Origin of the sequence: Dermabacter sp. HSID17554 (assembly GCF_003989295.1) — a bacterium.
Taxonomy (GTDB): domain Bacteria; phylum Actinomycetota; class Actinomycetes; order Actinomycetales; family Dermabacteraceae; genus Dermabacter; species Dermabacter vaginalis.
This window is the reverse complement of the sequence record NZ_RBLW01000003.1, coordinates 21,347-43,751: the sequence shown is the minus strand read 5'-3', so window position 1 is coordinate 43,751 and position 22,405 is coordinate 21,347. Positions and strand designations below refer to the sequence as shown.

At 63.2% G+C, this 22,405-nt stretch carries 23 protein-coding genes; 17 read left to right on the top strand and 6 right to left on the bottom strand.

The window, feature by feature from the left end; genetic code table 11:
* The first annotated feature begins 118 nt into the window (after positions 1-118).
* Positions 119-2,629: an ATP-dependent Clp protease ATP-binding subunit gene (locus D8M36_RS05855; protein ID WP_126847480.1), complete on the top strand. Its 2,511-nt coding sequence runs from the start codon at positions 119-121 to the stop codon at positions 2,627-2,629.
* A 22-nt stretch (positions 2,630-2,651) separates the two neighbouring features.
* Positions 2,652-3,275: a DedA family protein gene (locus tag D8M36_RS05850; protein WP_126847478.1), complete on the top strand. Its 624-nt coding sequence runs from the start codon at positions 2,652-2,654 to the stop codon at positions 3,273-3,275.
* Between the two features lie 27 nt (positions 3,276-3,302).
* Here the strand turns inward: D8M36_RS05850 and D8M36_RS05845 are convergent, their stop codons facing one another.
* The 4 genes from D8M36_RS05845 to D8M36_RS05830 all read right to left on the bottom strand — a co-directional run bounded on the left by D8M36_RS05845 (position 3,303) and on the right by D8M36_RS05830 (position 6,303).
* Positions 3,303-4,214, bottom strand: coding sequence for an A/G-specific adenine glycosylase (locus D8M36_RS05845; protein ID WP_126847477.1), 912 nt, complete (start codon positions 4,212-4,214; stop codon positions 3,303-3,305).
* 217 nt (positions 4,215-4,431) lie between these two features.
* Positions 4,432-4,830, bottom strand: a complete 399-nt coding sequence (gene mscL, locus D8M36_RS05840) for a large conductance mechanosensitive channel protein MscL (protein ID WP_126847475.1) — start codon at positions 4,828-4,830, stop codon at positions 4,432-4,434.
* Between the two features lie 72 nt (positions 4,831-4,902).
* Complete coding sequence (locus tag D8M36_RS05835) at positions 4,903-5,580, bottom strand: SAF domain-containing protein (protein WP_126847473.1); 678 nt, start codon at positions 5,578-5,580, stop codon at positions 4,903-4,905.
* 99 nt (positions 5,581-5,679) lie between these two features.
* Complete coding sequence (locus D8M36_RS05830; RefSeq protein WP_161970215.1) at positions 5,680-6,303, bottom strand: 5-formyltetrahydrofolate cyclo-ligase; 624 nt, start codon at positions 6,301-6,303, stop codon at positions 5,680-5,682.
* 91 nt (positions 6,304-6,394) lie between these two features.
* Here D8M36_RS05830 and D8M36_RS05825 point away from each other — a divergent pair, with 91 nt between their 5' ends.
* The 11 genes from D8M36_RS05825 (at position 6,395) to D8M36_RS05775 (ending at position 15,728) form a co-directional block, all read left to right on the top strand.
* A complete protein-coding gene (locus tag D8M36_RS05825) occupies positions 6,395-6,976 on the top strand; it encodes a GNAT family N-acetyltransferase (RefSeq protein ID WP_074297140.1) in 582 nt (193 codons plus the stop codon).
* A 72-nt stretch (positions 6,977-7,048) separates the two neighbouring features.
* Positions 7,049-7,933: a hypothetical protein gene (locus D8M36_RS05820; protein ID WP_074297139.1), complete on the top strand. Its 885-nt coding sequence runs from the start codon at positions 7,049-7,051 to the stop codon at positions 7,931-7,933.
* 29 nt (positions 7,934-7,962) lie between these two features.
* Complete coding sequence (locus D8M36_RS05815) at positions 7,963-9,174, top strand: alanine racemase (RefSeq protein WP_161970214.1); 1,212 nt, start codon at positions 7,963-7,965, stop codon at positions 9,172-9,174.
* A 29-nt stretch (positions 9,175-9,203) separates the two neighbouring features.
* Positions 9,204-10,532 carry a D-arabinono-1,4-lactone oxidase gene (locus D8M36_RS05810; protein WP_126847467.1) on the top strand — a complete coding sequence of 443 codons (1,329 nt, stop codon included), beginning with the start codon at positions 9,204-9,206 and terminating at the stop codon, positions 10,530-10,532.
* 4 nt (positions 10,533-10,536) lie between these two features.
* The gene (modA, locus tag D8M36_RS05805) at positions 10,537-11,334 is read left to right on the top strand and encodes a molybdate ABC transporter substrate-binding protein (protein WP_126847465.1); all 798 of its coding nucleotides are present in this window, start codon (positions 10,537-10,539) and stop codon (positions 11,332-11,334) included.
* A 5-nt stretch (positions 11,335-11,339) separates the two neighbouring features.
* Positions 11,340-12,146: a molybdate ABC transporter permease subunit gene (gene modB / locus D8M36_RS05800; protein ID WP_126847463.1), complete on the top strand. Its 807-nt coding sequence runs from the start codon at positions 11,340-11,342 to the stop codon at positions 12,144-12,146.
* Positions 12,143-13,162: a sulfate/molybdate ABC transporter ATP-binding protein gene (locus D8M36_RS05795; RefSeq protein WP_126847461.1), complete on the top strand. Its 1,020-nt coding sequence runs from the start codon at positions 12,143-12,145 to the stop codon at positions 13,160-13,162. The genes modB and D8M36_RS05795 overlap by 4 nt, the downstream gene beginning before the upstream one ends.
* A 72-nt stretch (positions 13,163-13,234) precedes the next feature.
* Positions 13,235-14,131, top strand: a complete 897-nt coding sequence (locus D8M36_RS05790; RefSeq protein ID WP_126847459.1) for an inositol monophosphatase family protein — start codon at positions 13,235-13,237, stop codon at positions 14,129-14,131.
* On the top strand, positions 14,124-14,612 hold the full coding sequence (locus tag D8M36_RS05785; RefSeq protein ID WP_161970213.1) for a DUF4870 domain-containing protein: 489 nt from the start codon (positions 14,124-14,126) through the stop codon (positions 14,610-14,612). The genes D8M36_RS05790 and D8M36_RS05785 overlap by 8 nt, the downstream gene beginning before the upstream one ends.
* Positions 14,609-15,217, top strand: a complete 609-nt coding sequence (locus tag D8M36_RS05780) for a LysR family transcriptional regulator substrate-binding protein (protein ID WP_126847455.1) — start codon at positions 14,609-14,611, stop codon at positions 15,215-15,217. Before D8M36_RS05785 ends, D8M36_RS05780 begins: the two co-directional genes overlap by 4 nt.
* A gap of 43 nt (positions 15,218-15,260) precedes the next feature.
* A complete protein-coding gene (locus D8M36_RS05775; protein ID WP_126847453.1) occupies positions 15,261-15,728 on the top strand; it encodes an S-ribosylhomocysteine lyase in 468 nt (155 codons plus the stop codon).
* A 19-nt stretch (positions 15,729-15,747) separates the two neighbouring features.
* Here D8M36_RS05775 and D8M36_RS05770 read toward each other — a convergent pair whose 3' ends face one another.
* The gene (locus D8M36_RS05770; protein ID WP_126847452.1) at positions 15,748-17,337 is read right to left on the bottom strand and encodes a dolichyl-phosphate-mannose--protein mannosyltransferase; all 1,590 of its coding nucleotides are present in this window, start codon (positions 17,335-17,337) and stop codon (positions 15,748-15,750) included.
* Between the two features lie 37 nt (positions 17,338-17,374).
* On the opposite strand from D8M36_RS05770, the gene rsmI reads away from it, so the two are divergent.
* On the top strand, positions 17,375-18,241 hold the full coding sequence (gene rsmI / locus D8M36_RS05765) for a 16S rRNA (cytidine(1402)-2'-O)-methyltransferase (RefSeq protein ID WP_126847450.1): 867 nt from the start codon (positions 17,375-17,377) through the stop codon (positions 18,239-18,241).
* A gap of 52 nt (positions 18,242-18,293) precedes the next feature.
* On the opposite strand, the gene rpmF is transcribed toward rsmI, so the two are convergent.
* A complete protein-coding gene (gene rpmF, locus D8M36_RS05760) occupies positions 18,294-18,464 on the bottom strand; it encodes a 50S ribosomal protein L32 (RefSeq protein WP_074297124.1) in 171 nt (56 codons plus the stop codon).
* 221 nt (positions 18,465-18,685) lie between these two features.
* Here rpmF and D8M36_RS05755 point away from each other — a divergent pair, with 221 nt between their 5' ends.
* From D8M36_RS05755 to D8M36_RS05745, 3 genes are all read left to right on the top strand, one after another.
* The gene (locus D8M36_RS05755; RefSeq protein WP_126847448.1) at positions 18,686-19,648 is read left to right on the top strand and encodes a TatD family hydrolase; all 963 of its coding nucleotides are present in this window, start codon (positions 18,686-18,688) and stop codon (positions 19,646-19,648) included.
* A complete protein-coding gene (gene rsmA, locus D8M36_RS05750) occupies positions 19,645-20,541 on the top strand; it encodes a 16S rRNA (adenine(1518)-N(6)/adenine(1519)-N(6))-dimethyltransferase RsmA (protein ID WP_126847446.1) in 897 nt (298 codons plus the stop codon). Before D8M36_RS05755 ends, rsmA begins: the two co-directional genes overlap by 4 nt.
* A 61-nt stretch (positions 20,542-20,602) precedes the next feature.
* Complete coding sequence (locus D8M36_RS05745; RefSeq protein ID WP_126847444.1) at positions 20,603-22,405, top strand: ABC-F family ATP-binding cassette domain-containing protein; 1,803 nt, start codon at positions 20,603-20,605, stop codon at positions 22,403-22,405.

The following is a 22,405-nucleotide window of genomic DNA, read 5'->3' as shown; positions in this document are numbered from 1 at the left end:
ATTCCATTCAATCCTAGGCGCTCAGGCGCGGGCCTTTCACGCCGCTGGCGAACAACGGCGCACCGAGTGGAGGCACGCAGTAGGCTCGTAAGCAACGCCGAAAAACCAAGGGAGATTCATGTTCGAGAGGTTTACCGATCGCGCCCGCCGAGTCATCGTGCTCGCGCAGGATGAGGCGCGCCTTCTCAACCACAACTACATCGGCACCGAGCACATCCTCCTGGGCCTCATCCACGAGGGTGAAGGCGTGGGAGCGAAGGCTCTCGAATCGCTCGGCATCACGCTCGAGGGCGTGCGCGAGCAGGTGCGAGAAATCATCACGGAGGGCACGCAGGCCCCCACGGGGCACATTCCGTTTACGCCACGTGCAAAAAAGGTGCTCGAGCTGAGCCTTCGCGAGGCTCTCCAGCTCGGTCACGGCTACATCGGCACGGAGCACATCCTCCTCGGGCTGTTGCGCGAGGGCGATGGTGTAGCCGTCAAGGTTCTCACGCGCATGGGCGCCCAGCCGGCTGCCGTGCGTCAGGAAGTCATCGAGAGGCTCTCGGGTTACCAGGGCAAGGAAACGGTGAACGCCGGTGGCGGCAACCAGGAGGGGACTCCGTCGGGCTCCCTCGTGCTCGACCAGTTTGGCCGTAACCTCACGCAGGCGGCGCGTGACAAGGAACTTGACCCGGTCATTGGCCGTGAGCGCGAGGCCGAGCGCGTCATGCAGGTGCTGAGCCGCCGCACGAAGAATAACCCCGTCCTTATCGGTGAGCCGGGCGTTGGTAAGAGCGCGGTTGTGGAGGGTCTCGCGCAGTCGATCGTGGCTGGTGACGTGCCCGAGACGCTTAAGGATAAGCAGCTGTACACGCTTGATCTCGGCTCGCTCGTGGCCGGCTCGCGTTACCGCGGTGACTTCGAGGAGCGTCTGAAGAAGGTGCTCAAGGAAATCAAGACCCGCGGCGATATCGTGCTGTTTATCGATGAGATCCACACGCTCGTGGGTGCCGGCGCGGCCGAGGGTGCGATCGACGCGGCAAATATCCTCAAGCCGATGCTTGCGCGCGGCGAGCTTCAGACCATCGGCGCGACTACGCTCGAGGAGTACCGCAAGCACATCGAGAAGGACGCCGCTCTCGAGCGTCGTTTTCAGCCGATCCAGGTCGAAGAGCCGAGCGTTGAGGAGACGGTCGACATCCTCCGCGGCCTACGCGATCGCTACGAGTCCTTCCACAAGGTCACGATCACTGATGACGCTCTCGACGCGGCCGCTCAGCTCGCGGCTCGCTACGTGAACGATCGTTTCCTGCCGGATAAGGCGATCGACCTGATCGACGAGGCCGGTGCGCGCCTACGTATTCGCCGACTCTCGGCTCCGCCCGAATTGAAGGAATACGACCAGAAGATCGAAGAGGCGAAGCGTGCGAAGGAGTCCGCGATCGATGCGCAGGACTTTGAGAAAGCCGCGAGCCTCCGCGATGACGAGCAGAAGCTCACGGCCGAGCGCAAGGCCAAGGAAGATGCGTGGCGTAACGGCGAGTCCGACGCGATCAGCATTGTGAACGACGACGTGATCGCCGAGGTTCTCGCGGCCGCAACCGGCATCCCGATCGTGAAGCTCAACGAGGCCGAATCTACGCGCCTGCTCAACATGGAAAACGAGCTCCACAAGCGCGTCGTGGGCCAAAACGAAGCGATCAAGGCGCTCTCGCAGTCGATCCGCAGGACCCGCGCGGGTCTCAAGGATCCGAAGCGCCCTGGCGGCTCGTTCATCTTCGCGGGCCCCACGGGCGTTGGCAAAACCGAGCTCGCCAAGGCGCTCGCCGAGTTCCTCTTCGGCGACGAAGACGCGCTCATTACGCTCGACATGTCGGAATTCGGTGAAAAGCACACGGCTTCGCGCCTGTTTGGTTCGCCCCCCGGTTACGTGGGCTACGACGAGGGCGGCCAGCTCACCGAGAAGGTACGCCGCAAGCCGTTCTCCGTTGTGTTGTTCGACGAGATCGAGAAGGCTCACGTCGATATCTTCAATTCGCTCCTGCAGATCCTCGAGGACGGGCGCCTCACCGACTCGCAGGGCCGCGTCGTGGACTTCAAGAACACGGTCATCATCATGACGACCAACCTTGGAACGCGTGACATCGCTAAGGGTGTATCGATCGGCTTCCAGGCTGGCGGCGACCTCTCGACGAGCTACGAGCGCATGAAGGCGAAGGTTAACGAGGAACTCAAGCAGCACTTCCGTCCCGAGTTCCTCAACCGTGTTGATGACATCGTGGTGTTCCCGCAGCTCTCGCGCGAAGAAATCAAGCAGATCGTCGATCTCATGGTGGGCCGCCTCGACGTGCGCCTCGCGGAGCGTGGCATGTCGGTCACGCTCACGCCCGAGGCTCGCACGCTCCTCGCGGAGAAGGGCTACGACCCGGTTCTCGGCGCCCGCCCGCTTCGCCGCGCAATTCAGCGGGATATCGAGGATTCGCTCAGCGAGAAGATCCTGTTCGGCCAGGTGAAGGACGGCGACGAGATCGTGATCGGTGCCGAGGGTGAGGGTCCGCTCGGGGTCTTCACGTTTGCGACGAAGAACGAGGACGGCTCGCTCGAGCAGATTTCCGAAGATATTTCCGTGGAGGACATCGCCGGATAAGACCGTGGCGTAAGCATGCGATATGCACGTTGTTGAAGAAATAGTCGTCCACGCGGGAGAAGCGTGGTGGGTCCACCTCGTGGTCGCCGCCTTCTCCTGCGTGGACGCTTTTTTCCCTACTGTTCCGAGCGAATCCCTCCTCGTGGCGCTGGGATCACTATGGGCGACCTCGAAAAGGCCTTCGCTACTTTTTCTTGTCCTCTCCGGGTGGGGTGGGGCGGCGATCGGTGATCACGTGACCTATCACATCGGTCGCCTTCTCCCGTGGAGGAAGCTGCGGTTTTTCCACGAGGGGCATCGCGGTCATCGAGCGGTCGCGGCCGCCGAACGCGGCCTAGAGAAGCACGCCTTCACGTATCTCATGACGGCGCGGTTCATTCCGCTCGGGCGCACGGCCGTCAACCTCGTGGCCGGTGGGGTGAAGTATCCACTTTCTCTTTTCACACCGAAGATCATCCTCGCGACCTTCCTGTGGGCGGTGTATTCGTGTCTCGTGGGGGCACTCGCCGGTCAGTGGTTTGAGACGCATCCTCTTCTCGGAATCCTCGCCGCCCTCGTGTTGGCGTTCGCGGTCTCGCTCCTCGTTGAGCGCCTCGTGCGCAGGTTCCACGCGTTCAAGGCGGGGCAGGCCTCAAAGAGCGCTTAGTCGACTGGCCGCGCAATCGCGTGCCGACTATCGCGCATGGACGTGTTCTTCCTTATGAGTTCCCGCGCCGAGCGTGATCTCGCCGCTTGCGGTACGCGAAATTAACCCCTCCGCGAGAAGGTCGGTGAGAAGCCGCACGAAGCGCTCCGAGTCGGCTCCGCTCGCGTTTTCGAGAGTTCCGACGGTTGCCGCCCCACCCTCACGCAGAGTTTTGAGGATCCTGCCGCGGATTTGGCGATCGCTTCCCTCGTAGCTCTGCGGGCGTGTTGTGCGCTCGCCAAGCCCGGGGCGGCCTGCCTGGAGCCACGCGCAGTGCTCCGAAAGCGGGCATGCCTCGCACATGGGATTTCGGGCGCGGCACACGAGAGCACCGAGCTCCATGACGCCTTCGTTCCAGATACGGGAATGTTCGACTTCCACCGGCAGGAGCTTTTCAAAGCGCGCGCGGTCTCGCTTTGTGACGTGGGCGGAGGGAGCCGCCTTCGCGTCGAGCACGCGCGTGAGCACACGCCTGATGTTGGTATCGAGAACGCATGCCCGTTGCCCCTGCGCGAAGCTCGCGACCGCCGCGGCTGTGTAGTCGCCGATTCCGGGGAGGGCCACGAGAGCTTCGACGCCCACCGGAAGTTCGCCGCCGTGCTCGCGCTCAACCGTGCGCGCGCACTCGTGGAGCCTTAGAGCCCGGCGTGGGTAGCCGAGGGAACCCCACGCACGCAGAACCTCGGCCGAGTCAGCGCGCGCGAGGGCCTGTGGCGTAGGCCAGCGTTTCATCCATGTTCGCCATGGCTCGGCGACGCGAGCGACGGGGGTTTGCTGGCTCATGATTTCGCTGACGAGAACGCCCCATGCACTCGTCCCCTCTTCTCGCCAGGGGAGGGCTCGGCGGTGGTTCGCAAACCACGCGGCGAGGGGGGAGTAGAGGTCGGGGCTTGAAGGCATAGCGCCCCATGTTATCGAGGTTCCCCGAGTTTTGGCGACGGCTGCTGCCCGGGCCTACCGATCGAATTTTCGCGGGTGGATCCTTCTGCGAGATCGAGAGGCGCATGAGCGTACGGAGTCCCTCGTGCGCTTGGAGGCAAAAACCCCGAGGGGCGAAACCGCGCGGTTTCGCTTCCCTCGGAGTCCGTGAGTTGACTCGCAGGTGGCGAGTGGAGGCCTACTTGGCGTTTTGACTCTTGAGGAGGTCGCGGATCTCGGTGAGAAGGTCGATATCGGTGAGTTCCGTGACCTCTTCGGTGATCCCGCGGCGCTTCTTGTCGAGGTCACGCGCCTTGTTGACAGGCAGCACGAAGACGAAGTACACGACTGCCGCGGTGATGAGGAAGGAGATGACCGCGGAGATGATCGCACCAAAGTCGAGGGTGGTCGCCTTGTTATCGGCGATGATGCGGTAGGCGAAGCCATCAACATTTGCGCCGCCGAAAACGGCGATGACGGGCTGGATGAGGTGCTTGACGAAAGCGTTGATGAGGGCGGTGAATGCACCGCCGATGACAACGCCGACCGCGAGGTCGAGAACGTTGCCCTTCATGATGAATTCTTTGAAGCCGTTCACGGCCGAGTCCTTTCGGTAAGGGTGATACACAGCAGGGGTGACAATCGCCAGACTTTTCCTGCGGCACTCAAACTAGCCGACCACGGCAATAAAAGGTGGAGTATTAAGTGTGCAAAGCGCAATAGTGGAAACTTGCGCCCGATCAATTTCGACTGTGGCCATGGTGCTGCTCGGGGCTGCGAGAGGCGAAGCTTCGCCCGGTGCGCCCGCAAGAGGCGCGCGCAAGACGGCACGAACGTCGGTGAGGGGTTTGTCGTCGGCGAATCCTTCGGAACTCTCTGGTGGCTTACAGATGATGCGGAGCTGTGTGCCTGGCTCGGCCGCGTCCACGATCCCTCCACTCGCAATCGGGATCGACACGAGTGCTCGATGCGCGGCAAGCGCCGATTCCTTTTCGCGCAGATGTTCGCGGAGCACGAGCGCACCTTTGCTGATCGAGCCCGCAGCGCTTTCACCAGCAATCTCTCGCGCGCTTCGCACCGCTCCTTCGGGAACGAGGTCGGGGCGCACCATTGTTGTCGTGAGATCCTGCTCCTCGATCGTGTCTCCCGGTGAAAGGTCACGCGCGGCAACGACGACCGCAACTCCGGGCAGAATGTGTGCGGCAAGTGGCGGCGCACTGACACTCATGAGCGCGGCGAGAACGACGAGGGTGACGAGCCCTCTGTTTTTGCGTACGGCACGGCGTAGGTGCGGGCCTGCTGTGGCAAGTGCGCGCTGAGCCCGCGCGAGCGATGATTCCTCTCCCATGAGCCCCACGCTAGGCGAGAATCCCCCCTCGCCTCCCGGCTCGAGGCGTCTGTGGGGAAGGCGCGCGGCTGTGGAGCATGCCCCGTAGCGCGGGCGCTACTACGAGGGAGTTTTCAGAGAAACGAGACCCGACTCGGTAAGGACCTCGGGGATCGGCACGTCATGGGGCTCGCGGGGGAGCGCGTCGAAATCAAGGAGCTCGGTCTCGTGGATCAGGGTGAGGACTCGCGTACCGGGACGGGCGTGGGCGAGGGCCCGATCGTAATAGCCCTTGCCGTGCCCGAGGCGAGTGCCTGAACGGTCGACCGCAACCGCGGGCGTGATGATGAGGTCGGCACGGGCGAGCCCTTCGGTCCCGAAGGATTCCCCCGAGGGTTCGGAGCCGAATTTTGCGCCCCCGGAAGGGGCGAGGACTTCCTCGCCGTCCCACGCGCGCCAGCCGAGAAGCTCCCCCTCGAAGGTAGGAAGGATCACGGTGTGGCCACTGCGCGCCTGGCGTCGGAGCCACGTGAGGGCGCTTGCTTCGGCGGGCACCGGACTGTAGCCAGCGATCACGAAGGGACGTCCCGCGGCCTCAATCCACGGGTCAATGCTTTGCTCGAGGTGGAATCGGATGCGTGCGGCGCTTTCTCGCGCGGCTTCAGCGACGTAGGTCTCGCGCCGAGCGCGGAGAATCTCGCGGCGAAGTGCGCGCTTCGTTGCGGGCGTGGAGGTCTTATTCATAGAAACATCGTGCCACAGCGGCGCAGTTCGGAACACAGCTTTCGAACGTCGAAAGCCGGCACTCGCGTGTACTAGCGCTAGGCTTCCCGTCATGAGACTCCGCGATGCCCCGCTCACCCTGCGCCCATTCGTGCGCCGTGATCGCAAGGCCTACGTCCGTGTGCGCGAGAGCAGCGTCGAGTGGCTTGAACGCTGGGAAGCGCGAGACCCCGCGTGGGGAGACGGCGGCTACCCTCCGTTTGAGGCGCAGTTTAGAGCGCTCAGGCGCCAAGGACGCGAGATCGCGTGGTCCTCCCTGGGAATCTTTCACAATCGCGCACTCGTGGGGCACATTGGTTTTTCCCCGATCGTGTTCGGTTCGCTTTCGAGCGCGCAGGTGGGGTACTGGGTGGCCCCGGAATGGGCGGGGCGCGGAATAGCACCCCGCGCCCTCGCTCTCGCGCTCGAAGAGGTGCTCATCGGGGAGGGACTCCACCGCGTGGAGATTCTCGTGCGCCCCTCCAATACCGCGTCGCTCAGGGTGGTCCAGAAGTTGAGGCTTCGGGAAGAGGGGATCCGCGAGCGTTGCATCTACGTTTCGGGCGCGTGGCGCGACCATCGAGTATTCGCGCTGACCCGAGAGGAGGTCCCCGCGAGAGGCCTTCTTCGCGACCGAGTCTCGCCCGTGCGGTGAGGTGCGCCCCATGGCCGCGACACGCGGTCGAATGTACGCCCCGGCCCGGCATAAAGTCCCTACGATCGAGGGGTGAACAGCTTTAATCTCGGTGCGGTGCTGATCGCCCTCCTCGTGGGCGTGTGGCTACTGTACGCCGTCCCCAAGACCGCTGATCGGCGGTATACGCTGGGGGAGGCGGAACGAGTCGCGCAGCAGCGTCACTCCGAGAGCGCCAGGGACGTCACAGACGCCTGCCGCACCTATTCTTCGATCTCGCACGAGGTGACCGACATGCCCGAGAACCGCAGCCTTCTCCGCCCCGCGGACCCGACCTCGCGACCGCGCTTCGGTGTGGAGGAACGAACCGACCTCGTCGAGGATCGCGCACCCGGTCCGGGTCTCAACATTGCGCTTACGGCGATTCTGGTCATCCTTGTCGGCGTCACCCTCGCGAGCGTTGTCACGACCTCGCTTTCCCTCACGGGAATCTGGTTCCCGCTTGGAGCGGTGAGTGTGCTCGGGCTCTACCTCGCGCTCGTCCGTGCAACCCGTTCGATGCGTGCACGCTCAGTGAGGCGCGCGGAAAACGAAAGCGATGCCGGCGCGTCTACTGAGGGCGCACCCGAAGCCGAAGAAGAAGGCGCTGCCGAACTGAGCGACGCCGTCGCTGAGCAGGCGTCGGAAACCGAAATCTCGCGCCCGAGCGAGATGAGCCCTGCCGAGCGTCACGAAGCGTTCCTTCGCCAGGTGCTCGAGGCACGCGAAGCGGGTCGAGGCAAGGCTCTTGCCGATGAGCGTTTCGCCTCCCGCGTGAGCTTCCGTTACGGCGCACTCTCGACCGGAAACAGCCTCGAAGCCGCAGACGTCGAAGAACGCGAAGCCGAAGCCGAACAGGGCACGTATCTTGCATCGAACGCCCAGGTCATTGGCTCGGGTCTCACCGTCGACGACGTCATGCGCCGCCGCCGGGCCTGATTTTCCCGGGCTTTCGCGCCGTGGCAGTGATGCCTGCACCTCTCAGCTCGCGAGACTTCGAGCGCTATGAACGCGCCCTCGCTGATGCGAGCCTCCATCACCGCCCCGTTGCGATCCTCGACCTGGAGCGTTTTGACGCAAACGCCCGTGCGCTCAAGAAACGCGCCGGCGACACACCCATCCGCACTGCCACCAAATCGCTGCGTGTTCCTTTCCTCATCGAGCGTGCCGAGCGTACTTTTGGCGGCGGGCTTTTGGCCTTCTCGCTCGCGGAAGCGCTCGACCGTGTGGAAGAGGGCTTCGGCGACATCCTCGTCGCGTATCCCACCTCGGATTTTGACGCGCTTAGGCGCCTCGTGACGAGTGAGCGTGCACTCGCGTCGGTCACTCTCATGGTGGACTCGCTCGGACACGCCGACATGATCGAGGCTGCCCGGCGTTCCTCCCGCAGCACCAACGCCCCCGTGCGCGTGTGTCTCGAACTCGACTGTTCCTACGTCCCCGTGCGAGGCGTGCACCTGGGTGCGCTTCGCTCGCCACTGTTCAGCCCCTCGCACGCCGAAAGTTTTGCGCGAAGCCTCACGCGCTACTCGGGCCTCACTCTCGTGGGCCTCATGGGCTACGAGTCGCAAATCGCGGGAACACCCAACCGGGGGATGTCCCCGATGCGACTGCTCACGCGCGGAATGCAGGCGCTTAGCGCGCGAGAGGTGGCGGCGCGCCGCGGCGAGGCCGTCAAGCGCGTACGTGAGGTGAGCGATCTCGAATTCGTGAACGGTGGAGGCACCGGAAGTATCGAGTCGACGTGTGCAGATCCGAGCGTGACGGAGGTAGCTGCGGGCTCGGGCCTGATCGGGCCGGCCAGCTTCGATCACTTCGTAAGGTTTCGCCCCGAACCGGCGCTTGTCGTCGGTTTCCCAGTCGTGCGGCGCCCTGCGCGTAACGTCGCGACGATCCTTGGCGGCGGCTGGGTCGCGAGCGGTCCTCCCGGAATCGATAGATTGCCGCGCGTCGTCCATCCTCGCTCACTTGGCTATGTGGGGCTCGAAGGTGCGGGCGAGGTGCAAACGCCGCTGCGTGGTCGTGCGGCCGAACGGCTGCGCGTGGGTGACACCGTGTGGGTGCGACACGCGAAGGCGGGCGAGGTTGCGGAGCACGTCGACACCTATGCCGTCGTGCGCGAGGATAGCGTCGTGGATATTGTCCCCACATATCGTGGAAGTGGACGCGCGTATATTTAGGCTTCTGATCCTTAGGGGAAGGCTGGGACATGGCAAAGGTCGCTTTGGGCTCGGCGCGCGAGATTCGCGCGAACTGGTCGAAGAACGTTGAGTTTGCGCCAACTCAGGTTGTGCATCCGCGTAGTGAGCGGGAGATCGTGCACCACATCGCGCGCGCCACCGCCCACGGAATCGGCATTCGCGCGATGGGAGCCGGGCACTCTTTTTCCCCAATTGCGAAGCCAAGCGGTACGACTCTGACCCTCGATCGCTATCGCGGACTCGCCAGGATCGATCACTCCACGGGTGAGGTGACGCTGCGCGGAGGCACCCGCCTGTGGGAGATCGGACCGATGCTCGCGAAGCACTCGCGGGCACTCGAAGTGATGGGCGATATCGACCGGCAATCCATCGCGGGGGCGGTCAGCACCGGCACCCACGGGACGGGTGGGCGATTCACGGGCGTTTCCGGTCTCGTGACAGGCCTCAAGATTGTGCTTGCAAACGGTGATGCCGTTTGGGCCGACCGCGAGCATAACGTGAAGCTTTTCGAAGCCGCTCGGCTCGGCCTCGGCGCGCTCGGCATTATCGTTGAGGTGCGACTGCGCACCGTCCCGCTCTACAAGCTTCACAGACGCGAATACTCGGCTCCGCTCGAGGAGACCGCCGCCAGGTTCCTTGAGACGAGCATGGAGCAAGACCACCAGGAATTCTTCTTCGTTCCGAGTGGCCGCAGGGCGGTCGTACGCGAGCTCAACCACGTGCCCGCGGAATCGTCGAATCGAGGTATGGGCCGCGTGCGCACCTCTATCGAGAGCGAGGTCGTGGGCAATGGTGCGCTTGCACTGGCCAATCGGCTCGTGCAGGCCGTTCCCGCGACGAAGAGGCCTCTTTCGAGTGCGGTTTCCGCCCTCATGCCCGCGGGTGAGGCCGTGCACTTTCCCTACCGCCTCTTTGTGGCCTCTCGGCGCACGCGTTTTCGCGAGTGCGAGATGGCGATTCCCGCGAGCCGTTTCGGCGAGGCGTTCGAAGCCCTCACGCGCGCGCTCGAGGGGTCGACCCGTTCGCTCATCTTCCCCCTCGAAGTGCGTCGGGCAGCAGCTGACGACGTGTGGCTTTCCACGGCGAGTGAGCGCGACACCGTGTATATCGCGGCCCACAACCCCCTGCACGCTGCGAGCGACGACTACCTGCATCTCGTGCACGATACGCTTGTCGAGTTCGAGGGACGCCCGCACTGGGGAAAAATGCATTGGCTTCGGGAGACTGAACTGCGCGAGCTGTATCCGAACTTTGAGCAGTTCGTTTCCGTGAGAGACGAATTGGATCCCGATAGACTTTTCTCCACCCCTTATCTCGATTCCCTTCTTGGAGGATGACACGATGAAGCGCCTCGTAGGCTTGGCAGCAGCAGTGACGCTGGTTACCGCGTCGCTCGCGGGATGTAGCGGCGGTAGTGTCACTGAGGGGGCCGACGCCTCCCAGGACCGCACTACGGTCACTGTTTTTGCCGCGGCTTCCCTCAAGAGCACTTTCGAGAGGCTTGAAAAGGATTTTGAGAAGGAACATCCACACGTCGATATCGTCTTGACGTTTGCCGGATCTCAAGACCTCGTGACCCAGATGGATGCTGGCGCACCTGCGGATGTCTTCGCTTCCGCCTCGCACTCATGGATGCAGAAGGCCAAGGACAAGAAACTCGTGACGGCTTTTCCTGAAGTTTTTGCACGAAACTCGCTTGAGCTCGCCGTTGCCGAGGGGAATCCGAAACGCATTGAGGGCCTCGACGACCTTGCTGCACGTCCCGAGCTTGTCACGGTGCGGTGTGCAAGCGCTGTGCCGTGTGGAGAGCTCACGGATCGTCTTCTCAAGAACGCGGGACTTGACGCTATCGAGTTCGATACCGAGCAGAACTCTGTGACGGACTCGCTCGGTTTAGTGGTCGCCGGGGAGGCCGATGCCGCGATCGTGTACGAGACCGATGTTGCCGGCGCCGAGGACACCGTTGACGGGGTCGAGCTCGCGGGTGCGGAGCGGCTCGACAACACCTACGAAATCGCGGTCACGAAAGAAGCCGAAACGGCGAACCGCAGCGAGGCAGCGCAGGAATTCGTCGACCTCGTTATGAGCCACGAAGGCCAGATGGTTTTTGAAGATGCCGGTTTTGCACCGGTGAAGTGAATCCCGTGAACCGTAAAGGTGGAACGCGATTTCCGGCAACCGTCGGACTCCTCGCACTCGTGGCGGGCCTGAGCACCCTGTTCCCGCTCCTGTCCCTCGTACGTGGAACGCAATGGGCGAGCCTCCCGGCGCTCGCGAGTGCACCCGAAAATCTCACTGCCGCCGCGCTTTCTCTCGCTACGGCGAGCCTCGCGTGCATACTCTCGACCGCGCTCGGATGTGCCCTCGCCCTCGTGCTCGCACGCGCTACGGGTCCCCTCGTCGCAGTTCTCAGGGCTCTCGTACTCGTTCCCCTCGTTCTCCCGCCCGTTGTGTCGGGACTTGCGCTCGTACTCGCGTATGGCCGCCAGAGCCTCCTCTCACCCCTTTTTGAGACCGTGGGTGTGCAGGTCGTTTTTACGACGAGCGCGGTCGTGCTCGCGCAGACTTTCGTGTCCCTCCCGTTCGTGGTGCTGACGCTCGAAAGTGCGTTTCGTGCGCGAGGGTTTGCTGAGGAGAGGGTTGCGGCAACGCTTGGGGCACGACCGATGCGCGTGCTTCACACCGTGACTCTCCCTCGTTTTACCGGCCCTCTTCTCATTGCCGCCACGCTCGCCTTTGCGCGCTCGCTCGGGGAGTTCGGAGCGACCCTCACCGTGGCCGGTTCTCTCGCGGGCACCACTCGCACGCTGCCACTCCAGATCTACCTGGCTCGCGAGGCTGATCTCTCGCACGCCGTGGGGCTCTCGATCCTGCTCGTGGCGTTTTCGCTCATTGTGGTGTCTCTTGCCTACGCGCGTGGCCCGTTGAACGGGGAGGGTGAGGCGCGATGACACTCACGGTCGAAGTGGTGTGCCCCGAGCGCGGCGTCGAGGCTCGTCTCGAGGTAGCCGCGGGGGAGCACGTTGCGCTCGTGGGACCGAACGGCGCGGGAAAATCTACGGTTCTCGAGGCAGCCGCGGGTGTTCTTCGTGAGGGTCGAGGAACTCGAGTGCGGGTCTCGCTCGACGGTAGGGAACTTTCGAGAGTGCCCGTTCACCGGCGCGGCTTTGCTTCTCTCTCGCAATTCGCTCACCTTTTTGGGCACATGAGCGTCCTCGACAACATCGCTTATGGGCTCGTGAGTGGCGGCATGAAGAAGCGTGCTGCTCGCGCGAAAGCGATCGCCCTCGCCGCGGAGGTGGGTCTTGAGGGGCTTGAGCACAGGCGCCCCGCGACACTCTCGGGCGGTCAAGCGCAAAAATGCTCGCTTGCGAGGTCCCTCGCGATTGAGCCGCGCGTGCTTCTTCTCGACGAGCCCATGGCAGCGCTTGACGTGCGGGCCGCTCGCGAGCTGCGCGGCCTTATTGCTCGACTTTCACGTTCGCGCACGCTTGTTTTCGCGACTCACGACTTACTCGATGTTCTCGCGTGGGCGGATCGCGTGTGTGTTCTCGAGTCTGGGCGCGTGGTCGAAGTAGGGGAGTGCGACGCTGCCCTCGCTTCGCCGCATTCCGAGTTTCTCGCGGAGCTTGCAGGCCTTCAATGGGTGGAGGGCGAAGTTCGGGCGCGCGGAATCTTCGTGACGCGCGGAGGCATCGCTCTCGAAGCGGCGGGAGAGTGCAGGCTTGGCCCAGCGCGAGCGTTGATCGATCCTCGGGCCCTGCGCCTTCGTGAGGAGAGCCCTTCGGCCGCATCCGGTGCGGGGATCATTCGTGGCCTCTCTAGGATCGGGCACCGCCCCGTGGTCTATGTCGAGGACGTCCCCGTTGAGTTGAGCGCGCACGAGGAAGCGCGGGGAACGGTTGCGGAAGGGCAGAAGGCGACGATCCTGCAATCGGCTCCCGTCAAGGTCGAGCCGCGACGCTGACGGCATGGCACGGTTCTCGGACGCAAAGACACGCTTCCAGGTTGAGAGAAACCTTTGTGATGGAATAGACGCGTGAACACGGATTCTTCGGCGACGGCAAACACAGTTGAGCACGCGGAGCTTGCGGCTATTGCCCGCGAGGCGGCCGCCGCTGCCGCAAGATACCTCGCCGAAGTCGGCGCCGGACCGGTTAAACGTGAGTACAAGGCGAACGCCCACGACATTGTGACGATCCACGACCGCGCGTGCGAGGACCGTATCCGGGAGGTTTTGCTTGCGCGATGCCCGAAAGCGAGCATCGTGGGCGAAGAGGGAGGAACACTCGAAGGAACGAGTGCCGTAACCTTCTACGTTGACCCGATCGATGGCACCTCGAACTTTGCGACGGGAAACCCGCTTTACGCTATTTCGATCGGCGTGGCCGTCGAAGGTCTTCTCGTGGGCGGTGTCGTGAATGCTCCCGCTCTCGGGCGTGAGTTTTGGTCGGATCCCAGCGGCGCCTACCTCGGCGAGGAACGCCTCGGGCCGAACCCCGAGCGCGATTTCGCCGATGCCCTCGTGCTCACCGGATTCCCCGGGTTGCGCGATTTGCGCGACGACCGTGCCTTTGCTGAGCGCGAGCGCCATGCGCTCCTCGAGAAGGCCGGGGCGGTTCGCAATCTCGGTTCGGCAGCGCTTGAGCTCTGCTTTGTGGCCGCAGGCTGGGCCGACGCCACGACACTCACGCGCATTAACCCGTGGGATATCGCCGCCGGCTTCCATATCGTCGAGAAAGCTGGCGGCAGCGTGCGCACCTGGACATGCCGTCCCGAGGGCAGCAACGCTACCGTGGTTGTGCCCCAGGAATGCCCCGCCTACGTTGCATGCGCGAGCGCGAAGCGCTACGAAGAGCTCGATTCCTTGCTTGACCGAATCCACACGTCTCGATGTGAACGATCCCTACGTGATGAAGGAGCCCACCATGAGTGAACAACCCTCGAATCCATACGGCTTTAGCAATCCCACATCCGGCAACAAGGGCACCGGTGCACCTGGCTTTAGCGGCCCTACCGGCCCCGGTGGTGTGACGAGCGATGAGCGCACCTGGGCGATTCTCGCGCATCTCAGCGCGCTTGTGGCCACTGTCGTTTCGGCCGGCTGGCTCGGCTGGCTGGGGCCGCTCGTGATCTATTTGCTCTACCGCGACAAGAGCCCATTTGTGCGCAACGCGTCGGCGGGTGCACTCAACTTCGCGATTAATCTTTTTGTGTACAGCGTCATTGCGTGGGGCTTTTTCTTCATTGGAACGTTCCTGTCGTTCCTCCTCGTTCCGCTCCTCTTCGTGGTGATCGCCGCGATCATTGGGCTGGCGGTGTTCGTGGCAACGATCGTGGTGCCGATTATTGCCGCGATGAAGGCCAATAACGGTGAGGCCTACACCTACCCCTTCACCGTGTCGATCATCAAGTGACTCGGTGCGAGACAGACGACCAAACGGTTGCTCCTGCGCTCCGGGTGGGATTCATCCCCGGGGTGGAACCTGATGTTTTCGCGCGGCGCTGGCGCACGGGCCGGGAGAGGGTCGAACTGGAATTGATTCCGCTCGATGCTCGCGCACCCGAAGAAGCACTCTCGAGCGGTGCGGTCGACATGGTCTTCGCACGGCTGCCGTGGGCCGCTGCCCCGGGCGGTGAGGCTCCCGTGCTTGAGCGGGAGGAGGTTCATGCCGTTCCTCTATGGGAGGAGAGACCGGTCGCCGTCGTGGCAAAGGACAACCCGCTAAGCCTTTTCGACGAGATTGCAGAAGAGGATCTCGAGGGGGAGCACCACTTCAGCCTCGAGGAATGCGGCGGTGCGAAGGGAGCCGTCGCGACAGTCGCCGCAGGTCACGGCTACGCGGTTATGCCCATGTCCCTCGCGCGCCTTCACGCGCGCAAGGATGCCACCTACCGGCCACTTGCCGAGCGCGAAGGTACACGCATCGCGCTCGTGTGGCCAAAGGATGCCGACGACGACGTGCGACAGGAGTTTCAAGGCGTGGTACGGGGCCGCACTGCGCGAAGCTCGCGTCGTTAGGATGGAACGGAAATGACGAAGAAAGACCATTGAGGAAGTCACGATGAACGACCGCATGAACGTTGAAAGCTTTAATCTCGACCACCGAACGGTAGCGGCGCCCTACATCCGCGTCGCCGATCGCAAGGACCTTGGCGGCGCCGTTCTCACCAAGTTCGACATCCGCTTCACCCAGCCGAACGTGGACGCCCTCGAGTCTGAGACGGTGCATTCGCTCGAGCACATGATGGCGGAGTTCTCACGCAACCACAGCGAAGACATCCTCGATATCTCGCCCATGGGTTGCCGCACAGGCTTCTACATGCTCATGCGCGGCGAGCACACGAGCGAGGAGATTGCTCCGCTCGTGGAGGCGACCCTGAACGACCTGCTCGGGGCGAGCGAAGTCCCCGCCGCGAACGAAGTCCAGTGCGGCTGGGGTGCCCACCACAGTCTCGAGGGCGCGAAGGCCGCGGCGAAGGCTTTCCTCGCGAAAAAGAGTGAGTGGCTTCAGGTCGAGCAAGCCGCTTAAAGAATCAGCCGCGATTCATTCAGATCCACGAATCGAACCACATGTGGGCCCGCCACAGGTCGTAGGGAATGACCTGGGCGGTCCACAGTGGCCACCAGAAAATCGACATGAGTGTCATCGTGACCACGAGTGAAGCGATCGCCAAAAGCGCGATGCGCTTCCTTGCCCGTGACGCCGCGTGGCCCCCGAACATGAGAGCGAACACGAACACGATCGCCATGATGAGCCACGGCTCAAACACGACCGAATAAAACTGAAAGATCGTGCGGTCAAGATACTGAAACCACGGCAGGTAGCCGGCGATGATGCCCGAGAGAATTGCTGCTCCCGTTCCGTTGCGCTTAGCGATTGCGACGATGAGCGTGACGAGAAGCGCGAAAGTGCCGAACCACCAGATGAGCGGATTGCCGATATTGGTGATGGCCGCCGAGCACTTCTCTACCTCGCATCCCGCCTCGCCGTAGGTGTACGACTCGTAGTAGAAGCTTGTGGGGCGAAGCTGAAGGAGCCACAGCCACGGCTTTGCGGCATACGTGTGGGTCGAATCGAGCCCCACGTGGAACGAGTACATCTCCTCGTGGTAATGCCACAGTGAGAGGAGTGCTTCGCTCACGGGATTCGAGGCGTGAGCATTCTCTGCTGCCCAGTTCCGAAAGTACCCGCCTTGAGAGGCGAACCATCCGCTCCACGACAGCACGTAGGTCATAAACGCACTGCCCACCATCGCAAAAAATGCGGGGATCGCATCGAGTGCGAAGCCGCGAAGTTTCCAGCGAGGATCGCCGTAGCGTTTCCTCGCAGTCCAGTCCCACAGCACCGTCATGATGCCGAACACGGCAAGAAAGTAGAGCCCCGACCACTTCACGCCGCACGCGAGGCCAAGCGAGACCCCTGCGGCGATGCGCCACCAGCGCACCCCAGTGACATGCCCGAAGCCTTCCCCAGCGCCCTCGATCCGCCCGAGCGCATCGCGAAAGTGATCGCGGTCCCTCAGGAGAAAGTAGAACGCGAGAAGGCAGAAGAAACCAAGAATGAGGTCGAGAAGGCTTGTGCGGGAATGGGTGAGGTGAACGCCGTCGATAGAGAGCAGGTATCCCGCGAGAAACGCGAGTGCAGTATTCTGCAGCAAGCGTCGGACCGTGAAAAATAACAGGAGCACGCCAAGCGTTCCAAGGACGGCCACGGTGATGCGCCAGCCCCACGGATTATCGGCTCCAAGGGCCCACTCGCCGAGCGCGATCACCCATTTCCCGACCGGCGGGTGGACCACGTACTGCGGATCAGGGAGATACGAGTCGATGTCGCCGCGCTCGAATGCGGCCTTCGAGATGTCTTTCGCCCACGCGCGCTCATGGCCTTCGCGAAGAAGCGTGTAGGCGTCGCGCACGTAATACACCTCGTCAAAGATGAGGGTCTTGACGTGGCCGAGTTTGTAAAGGCGCAGCGCCCCAGCCCACACAGCAAGCACCGCGGCGAGAATCCACGTCGTCGCCCGATCGCTCAGACCGAAAAATCCGCGGGGCTTCTCGAATGAAGGCCGTGCGGCGCGTTTTCCTGTAGTGGGCACCGCTGTAGAGCCGCCGCTTGGCATCGCTTTCCTTTTACTCACCAGGCCATACTAGAGGGCCGCGCGATAGGATCGCACGGTGGAAACCGAGAACAAAACCGTGCTCACACCTGGAACTATCGCACTTGCCGCAACGCCCATCGGAAATCCTCTCGATGCGTCATTCAGGCTCGTCGTTGCTCTGCGAGAAGCCGATCTGATCGCCGCTGAGGACACGCGCCGCGTCAAGAGGCTCGCGACCGAACTCGGGGTGAGGCTCACGGCGCCCACGCTCGCCTACCACGAGCACAACGAGAGGGAGCGAACCCAGGTACTGCTCGATGCCGCGCGCGAAGGCCAAAAGGTGCTGCTCGTGACCGACGCGGGCATGCCCGCTGTTTCCGATCCTGGTTTCCGGGCCGTCGACGCGGCACACCGCGCGGGCATCGCCGTGAAAGTCTTTCCCGGGCCTTCAGCACCGCTCACCGCTCTCGTACAGTCGGGTATCGCCCCCGATCGTTTTGCGTTCGAGGGATTCCTTCCACGGACCGCCGGGAAACGCTTCACCGCCCTCGAAGCACTGGCGCACGAACAGCGCACTCTGCTCTTTTTTGAATCGCCGCGGCGCACCCGCGACACCCTCGAGGCCATGGCCGAAGTATTCGGTGAGGAACGCGATGCCTGCGTGGCGCGCGAACTCACGAAAACCCACGAGGAAATCGTGCGGGGCCCGCTAAGCTCACTCGTCGAATGGGCGCGCGCGAACGAGGTTCTTGGGGAAATTGTGATCGTCGTGGCACCCGCGCCGCCGAGCGGGGAAGACCCGGCTGATCTTGCCGCGCTTGTGCTCGAGCGAGCGGAATCGGGGGAGCGCCTCAAAGACGCAGCAAAGGCTGTGGCCCGCGCGCACCAGGGCGTTTCGGCGCGAGACCTCTACGATGCGGCCCTCGAAAGAAAGAACGATTAAACCGAAAGGGCGCCCCACCCGCAGGTGGAGCGCCCTTCGCGACGTGCTGAAATTAGCCGTCGATCTCAATGAGGCCGCGCTGGTACGCCTTCGCGAGGCGGCGCGGGACCGAGGCGGTGCGACCGCGCACGGTGACCTTAACGAGATCGGTGGTCTCGGCCTTCCAGTTCGCGCGGCGCGAACGGGTGCGGGCCCGGGACATCTTATACTTAGGCACTGCCATGATGCGCTCCTTGCTCGAACTGCGTGAAAATCGGGGTAGTGGCGGGCTTGATCCACAAGAGATCGCCGTAAGGGGCGCGCCCACGCACAACAGGAATCAATCTAACCACATTTTCGCGCGTCGTGCGCGCGGGTAGGGGCCGCGTGTGTTGGGCTTCACGGCCGTGCGAGGCTGGGCGCTGGGCCGGGGGTCCGACGCTCGCCCCGCACTAGACTAGCCCCATGACTAAGGCAGTGAACACCCGTTCCGCGACCGCCGAGACCGGCCACCACCGCGACCTCTCGTGGCCTGAACCGCCCGAAGCTCTGCCCGGTGCCGTGATCGATAACCACGCACATCTCGATTTTTCCGACGGCGAAGGCTCCCACGGAATCGAGGAGCATGTGGCGTGGGCAGATCGAGTGGGCGTGCGCGGCATTATTACGATCGGTTGCGACCTTCCCTCGGCGCGCTGGACGGCCGAGGTCATGCGCGGCGAACATGTCGCCGAAGAGCACCGCGCTTTCGTGCGGGAGCGTCTTCGAGGCGGTGTCTCGATCCACCCCAACGATGCCGTGAACCACGTCCTGACGGGTAAGGGCCGTAGTGGCGAGGAGCTCTGCTCACTCGACGAGGCGATCGCCGAAATTTCCGAGCTACTCGATACGCCCGGAATGGTGACCGTTGGCGAGACAGGATTGGACTGGTTCCGCACGTCGAAGAAGAAGCCTGAGAAACGTGACGCGCAAATCCAAAGTTTTCGCATGCACATTGCGCTGGCGAAAGAGAAGGGTTTGCCGATGCAGATACATGATCGTGACGCCCACCGGGACGTTCTTGACGTTCTCGATGCGGAGGGTGCGCCCGAGCGTACGGTTTTCCACTGCTTTAGCGGCGATGCAGAATTTGCGCGAGAGGCGCTCGAACGCGGGGCTTACCTGTCGTTTTCCGGCACCTCAACGTTCAAGAACGCCGCCTACCTGCGCGAGGCGCTTGCCGTGACCCCGTTGAACCGCATCATGGTGGAGACCGACGCACCGTTTCTCACTCCAGAGCCATACCGCGGCCGCCCTAACTCGAGCTACCTTATTCCGCACACGATGCGCGTGATTGCCGAAGCGAAGGGCGTAAGTCTTGAAGAAGCGTGCGCCGGGGTCCTCGCAACCGAGCGCGAAGTGTACGGATTTGCGGGGGCCGAGGGGTGAGCGAGGAGTTTCCCGCGCTCGACGCGGGCACGAGGTTGCTCACCCCTCGGGATATCCGGGCGCTTGCCGCCTACCGCGGAATTACCCCTACGAAAAAACGAGGGCAGAACTTCCTGCTCGATGCGAACACCGTGCGTGCCATCGTCGAGCGGGCCGGCGTGGGCGAAGGCGACGTGGTGCTCGAAGTGGGGCCGGGGCTCGGCTCTCTCACCCTTGGCTTGCTTGAGGCTGGCGCGCACGTGGGGGCGGTTGAGCTTGACGGCGCCCTCGCCGAAATCCTGCCCTTGACCGTCGAGGCGAAGAACCTTGACCTCGCGTGTTTTTCCCTCGTCAAGGGCGATGCGCTCGCCCTTACGGAACTTCCCATCCCCGAGGCGGCATCTCACGCACCCACGCGCCTCGTGGCAAATCTCCCGTATAACGTCGCGACTCCCATCCTCTTGACCATTCTCGAGCGCTTCGATGACCTCACTGAGGCTCTTGTGATGGTGCAGCTCGAAGTCGCCGAGCGTCTCGCTGCGAAACCGGGTTCAAAGATTTACGGCGCCCCTAGCGCGAAAGCCGCGTGGTACGGAAGCAGCGAACTCGCGGGCCGCATCTCGAGGCGCGTTTTCTGGCCCGAGCCGAACGTCGATAGCGCTCTCGTGCGCGTCCGTCGAGACCGGGTGAGGGAGCCGGGGGAAGCACCTCGCGAGGAAGTCTTCGAGGTGATCGACCAGGCCTTCCTCCAACGTCGTAAAACATTGCGGGCGGCTCTCAAAACGTGGGCCGGGGGAGGCGAGCGTGCGGGCGAAATCCTCGAACGCGCCGGCATCAACCCTCAGCGCCGCGGTGAAACGCTCGAGGTCGTTGAGTTCATCGCGATCGCGAACGCCGCACGTGACCTCTCGTAAGAGGTCACAACCCGGTCGTGTGCATTTCACGGGCCTTGGCGAGTACGCGTAGGCTCTCGGTGTGAGTCTTCTTCTCGGCGCCGAACAGCTGCACCTGCAATACCCGAATAGGGTCGTTCTCGATTCCGTGACCCTCGGCATCTTCGAGGGCGACAGAATCGGGATCGTTGGCCGCAACGGCGATGGTAAGAGCTCCCTCATTCGCCTTCTCTTTGGGGAACTTGAGCCCTATAGCGGGCGGGTCACTCCCAAAAACGGCGTACGCATGGGCTTGCTTTCCCAGTCGGATTCGCTCGACGAGAACGCGACCGTGCGTCATGAGATTGTGGGCGATGCCCCCGAACACGAATGGGCTTCCGACCCGAAAATCCGCGACATCATTCAGGGACTCCTCTCCGACATCCCTTTCGAGCGGAGCATTGGCGCGCTTTCGGGTGGGCAGCGCCGCCGCGTGGCCCTCGCACAATTGCTTGTGGGTGACTGGGACGTGATCGGCCTCGATGAGCCCACAAACCACCTCGATCTCGAGGGCATCCACTGGCTTGCCCGCCATATCAAAGGCCGCTGGGGCGCTGGCCAGGGCGCTTTCATCGTCATCACTCACGATCGCTGGTTTCTCGATGAAGTGTGCACGAGCACGTGGGAGGTGCACGATGGAATCGTCGAGCCCTTCGAAGGCGGGTACGCAGCTTACGTTCTCCAGCGAGTCGAGCGTGACCGCATCGCCGCCGCAACCGAACAAAAACGCCAAAACCTTGCGCGCAAGGAGCTCGCGTGGCTGCGCCGCGGAGCGCCGGCTCGCACGTCGAAGCCACGTTTCCGTATCGAGGCCGCCAACGCGCTCATCGCCGACGTGCCCGAGGTTCGCAACCCGCTCGAGCTCAAACGACTTGCGACGGCGCGCCTTGGCAAGGACGTTGTTGACCTCATCGATGCCGGCGTGAGCTACGGCGACACCACGATCTTTTCGGATGTCACCTGGCGCATTGCGCCCGGTGAGCGCACCGGCATTCTTGGCGCGAATGGCGCCGGTAAGTCCACGCTTTTGGGCCTCATCGCGGGCACTCTCGAACCTACCGAAGGTCGGGTGAAGCGTGGGAAGACCGTCCAGGTGGCGGTGCTCGACCAGCAATTTCGCGAACTTGAAGAGATCGCGGATGATCGAGTGCGAGACGTACTCGCGCGCACCAAGACGACCTTCACGATCGACGGGAAAGACTTCACGCCGGCGAAGCTTCTCGAACGTCTCGGCTTTGCCAAGGATCATCTGTCCACGCGTGTGGGTGACCTGTCGGGTGGCCAGCGTCGGCGCCTCCAGCTTTTGCTTGTGCTTTTGAGTGAACCGAACGTGCTCATTCTCGACGAGCCTACGAACGACGTTGACACCGACATGCTCACGGCCCTCGAGGACATGCTGGATTCGTGGCCCGGGACCCTCATCGTTGTGTCGCATGATCGCTACCTGCTCGAACGCGTGAGCGATCAGCAGTATGCGGTGATCGGAGGAACTCTCCGCCACCTTCCCGGCGGAGTGGACGAATACCTTCAGCTGCGCGCACAGGAAGAACACGAACGTGCGGGTGCGGGCGGCGGCAGTGCAAAATCCGACGCTTCCTCGGCCTCTTCCAGCGGCCTTTCCGGCGCGGAGCGCAGAGCCGCAGAGAAGGAAGCCAATGCGATTGAGCGGCGCATCGATAAGCTCCGCTCACAGATCGAGAACATTCACGCGGAACTTGCCGCGCACGACCCTTCTGATTTCGAAGGGTTGACCGTGCTTGGCCAGAAGGTGCGCGAGCGTGAAGACGAGATCGCCGAGTGCGAAGAACGTTGGCTCGAGATCCTCGAACAGATCGACGAGGCGTGA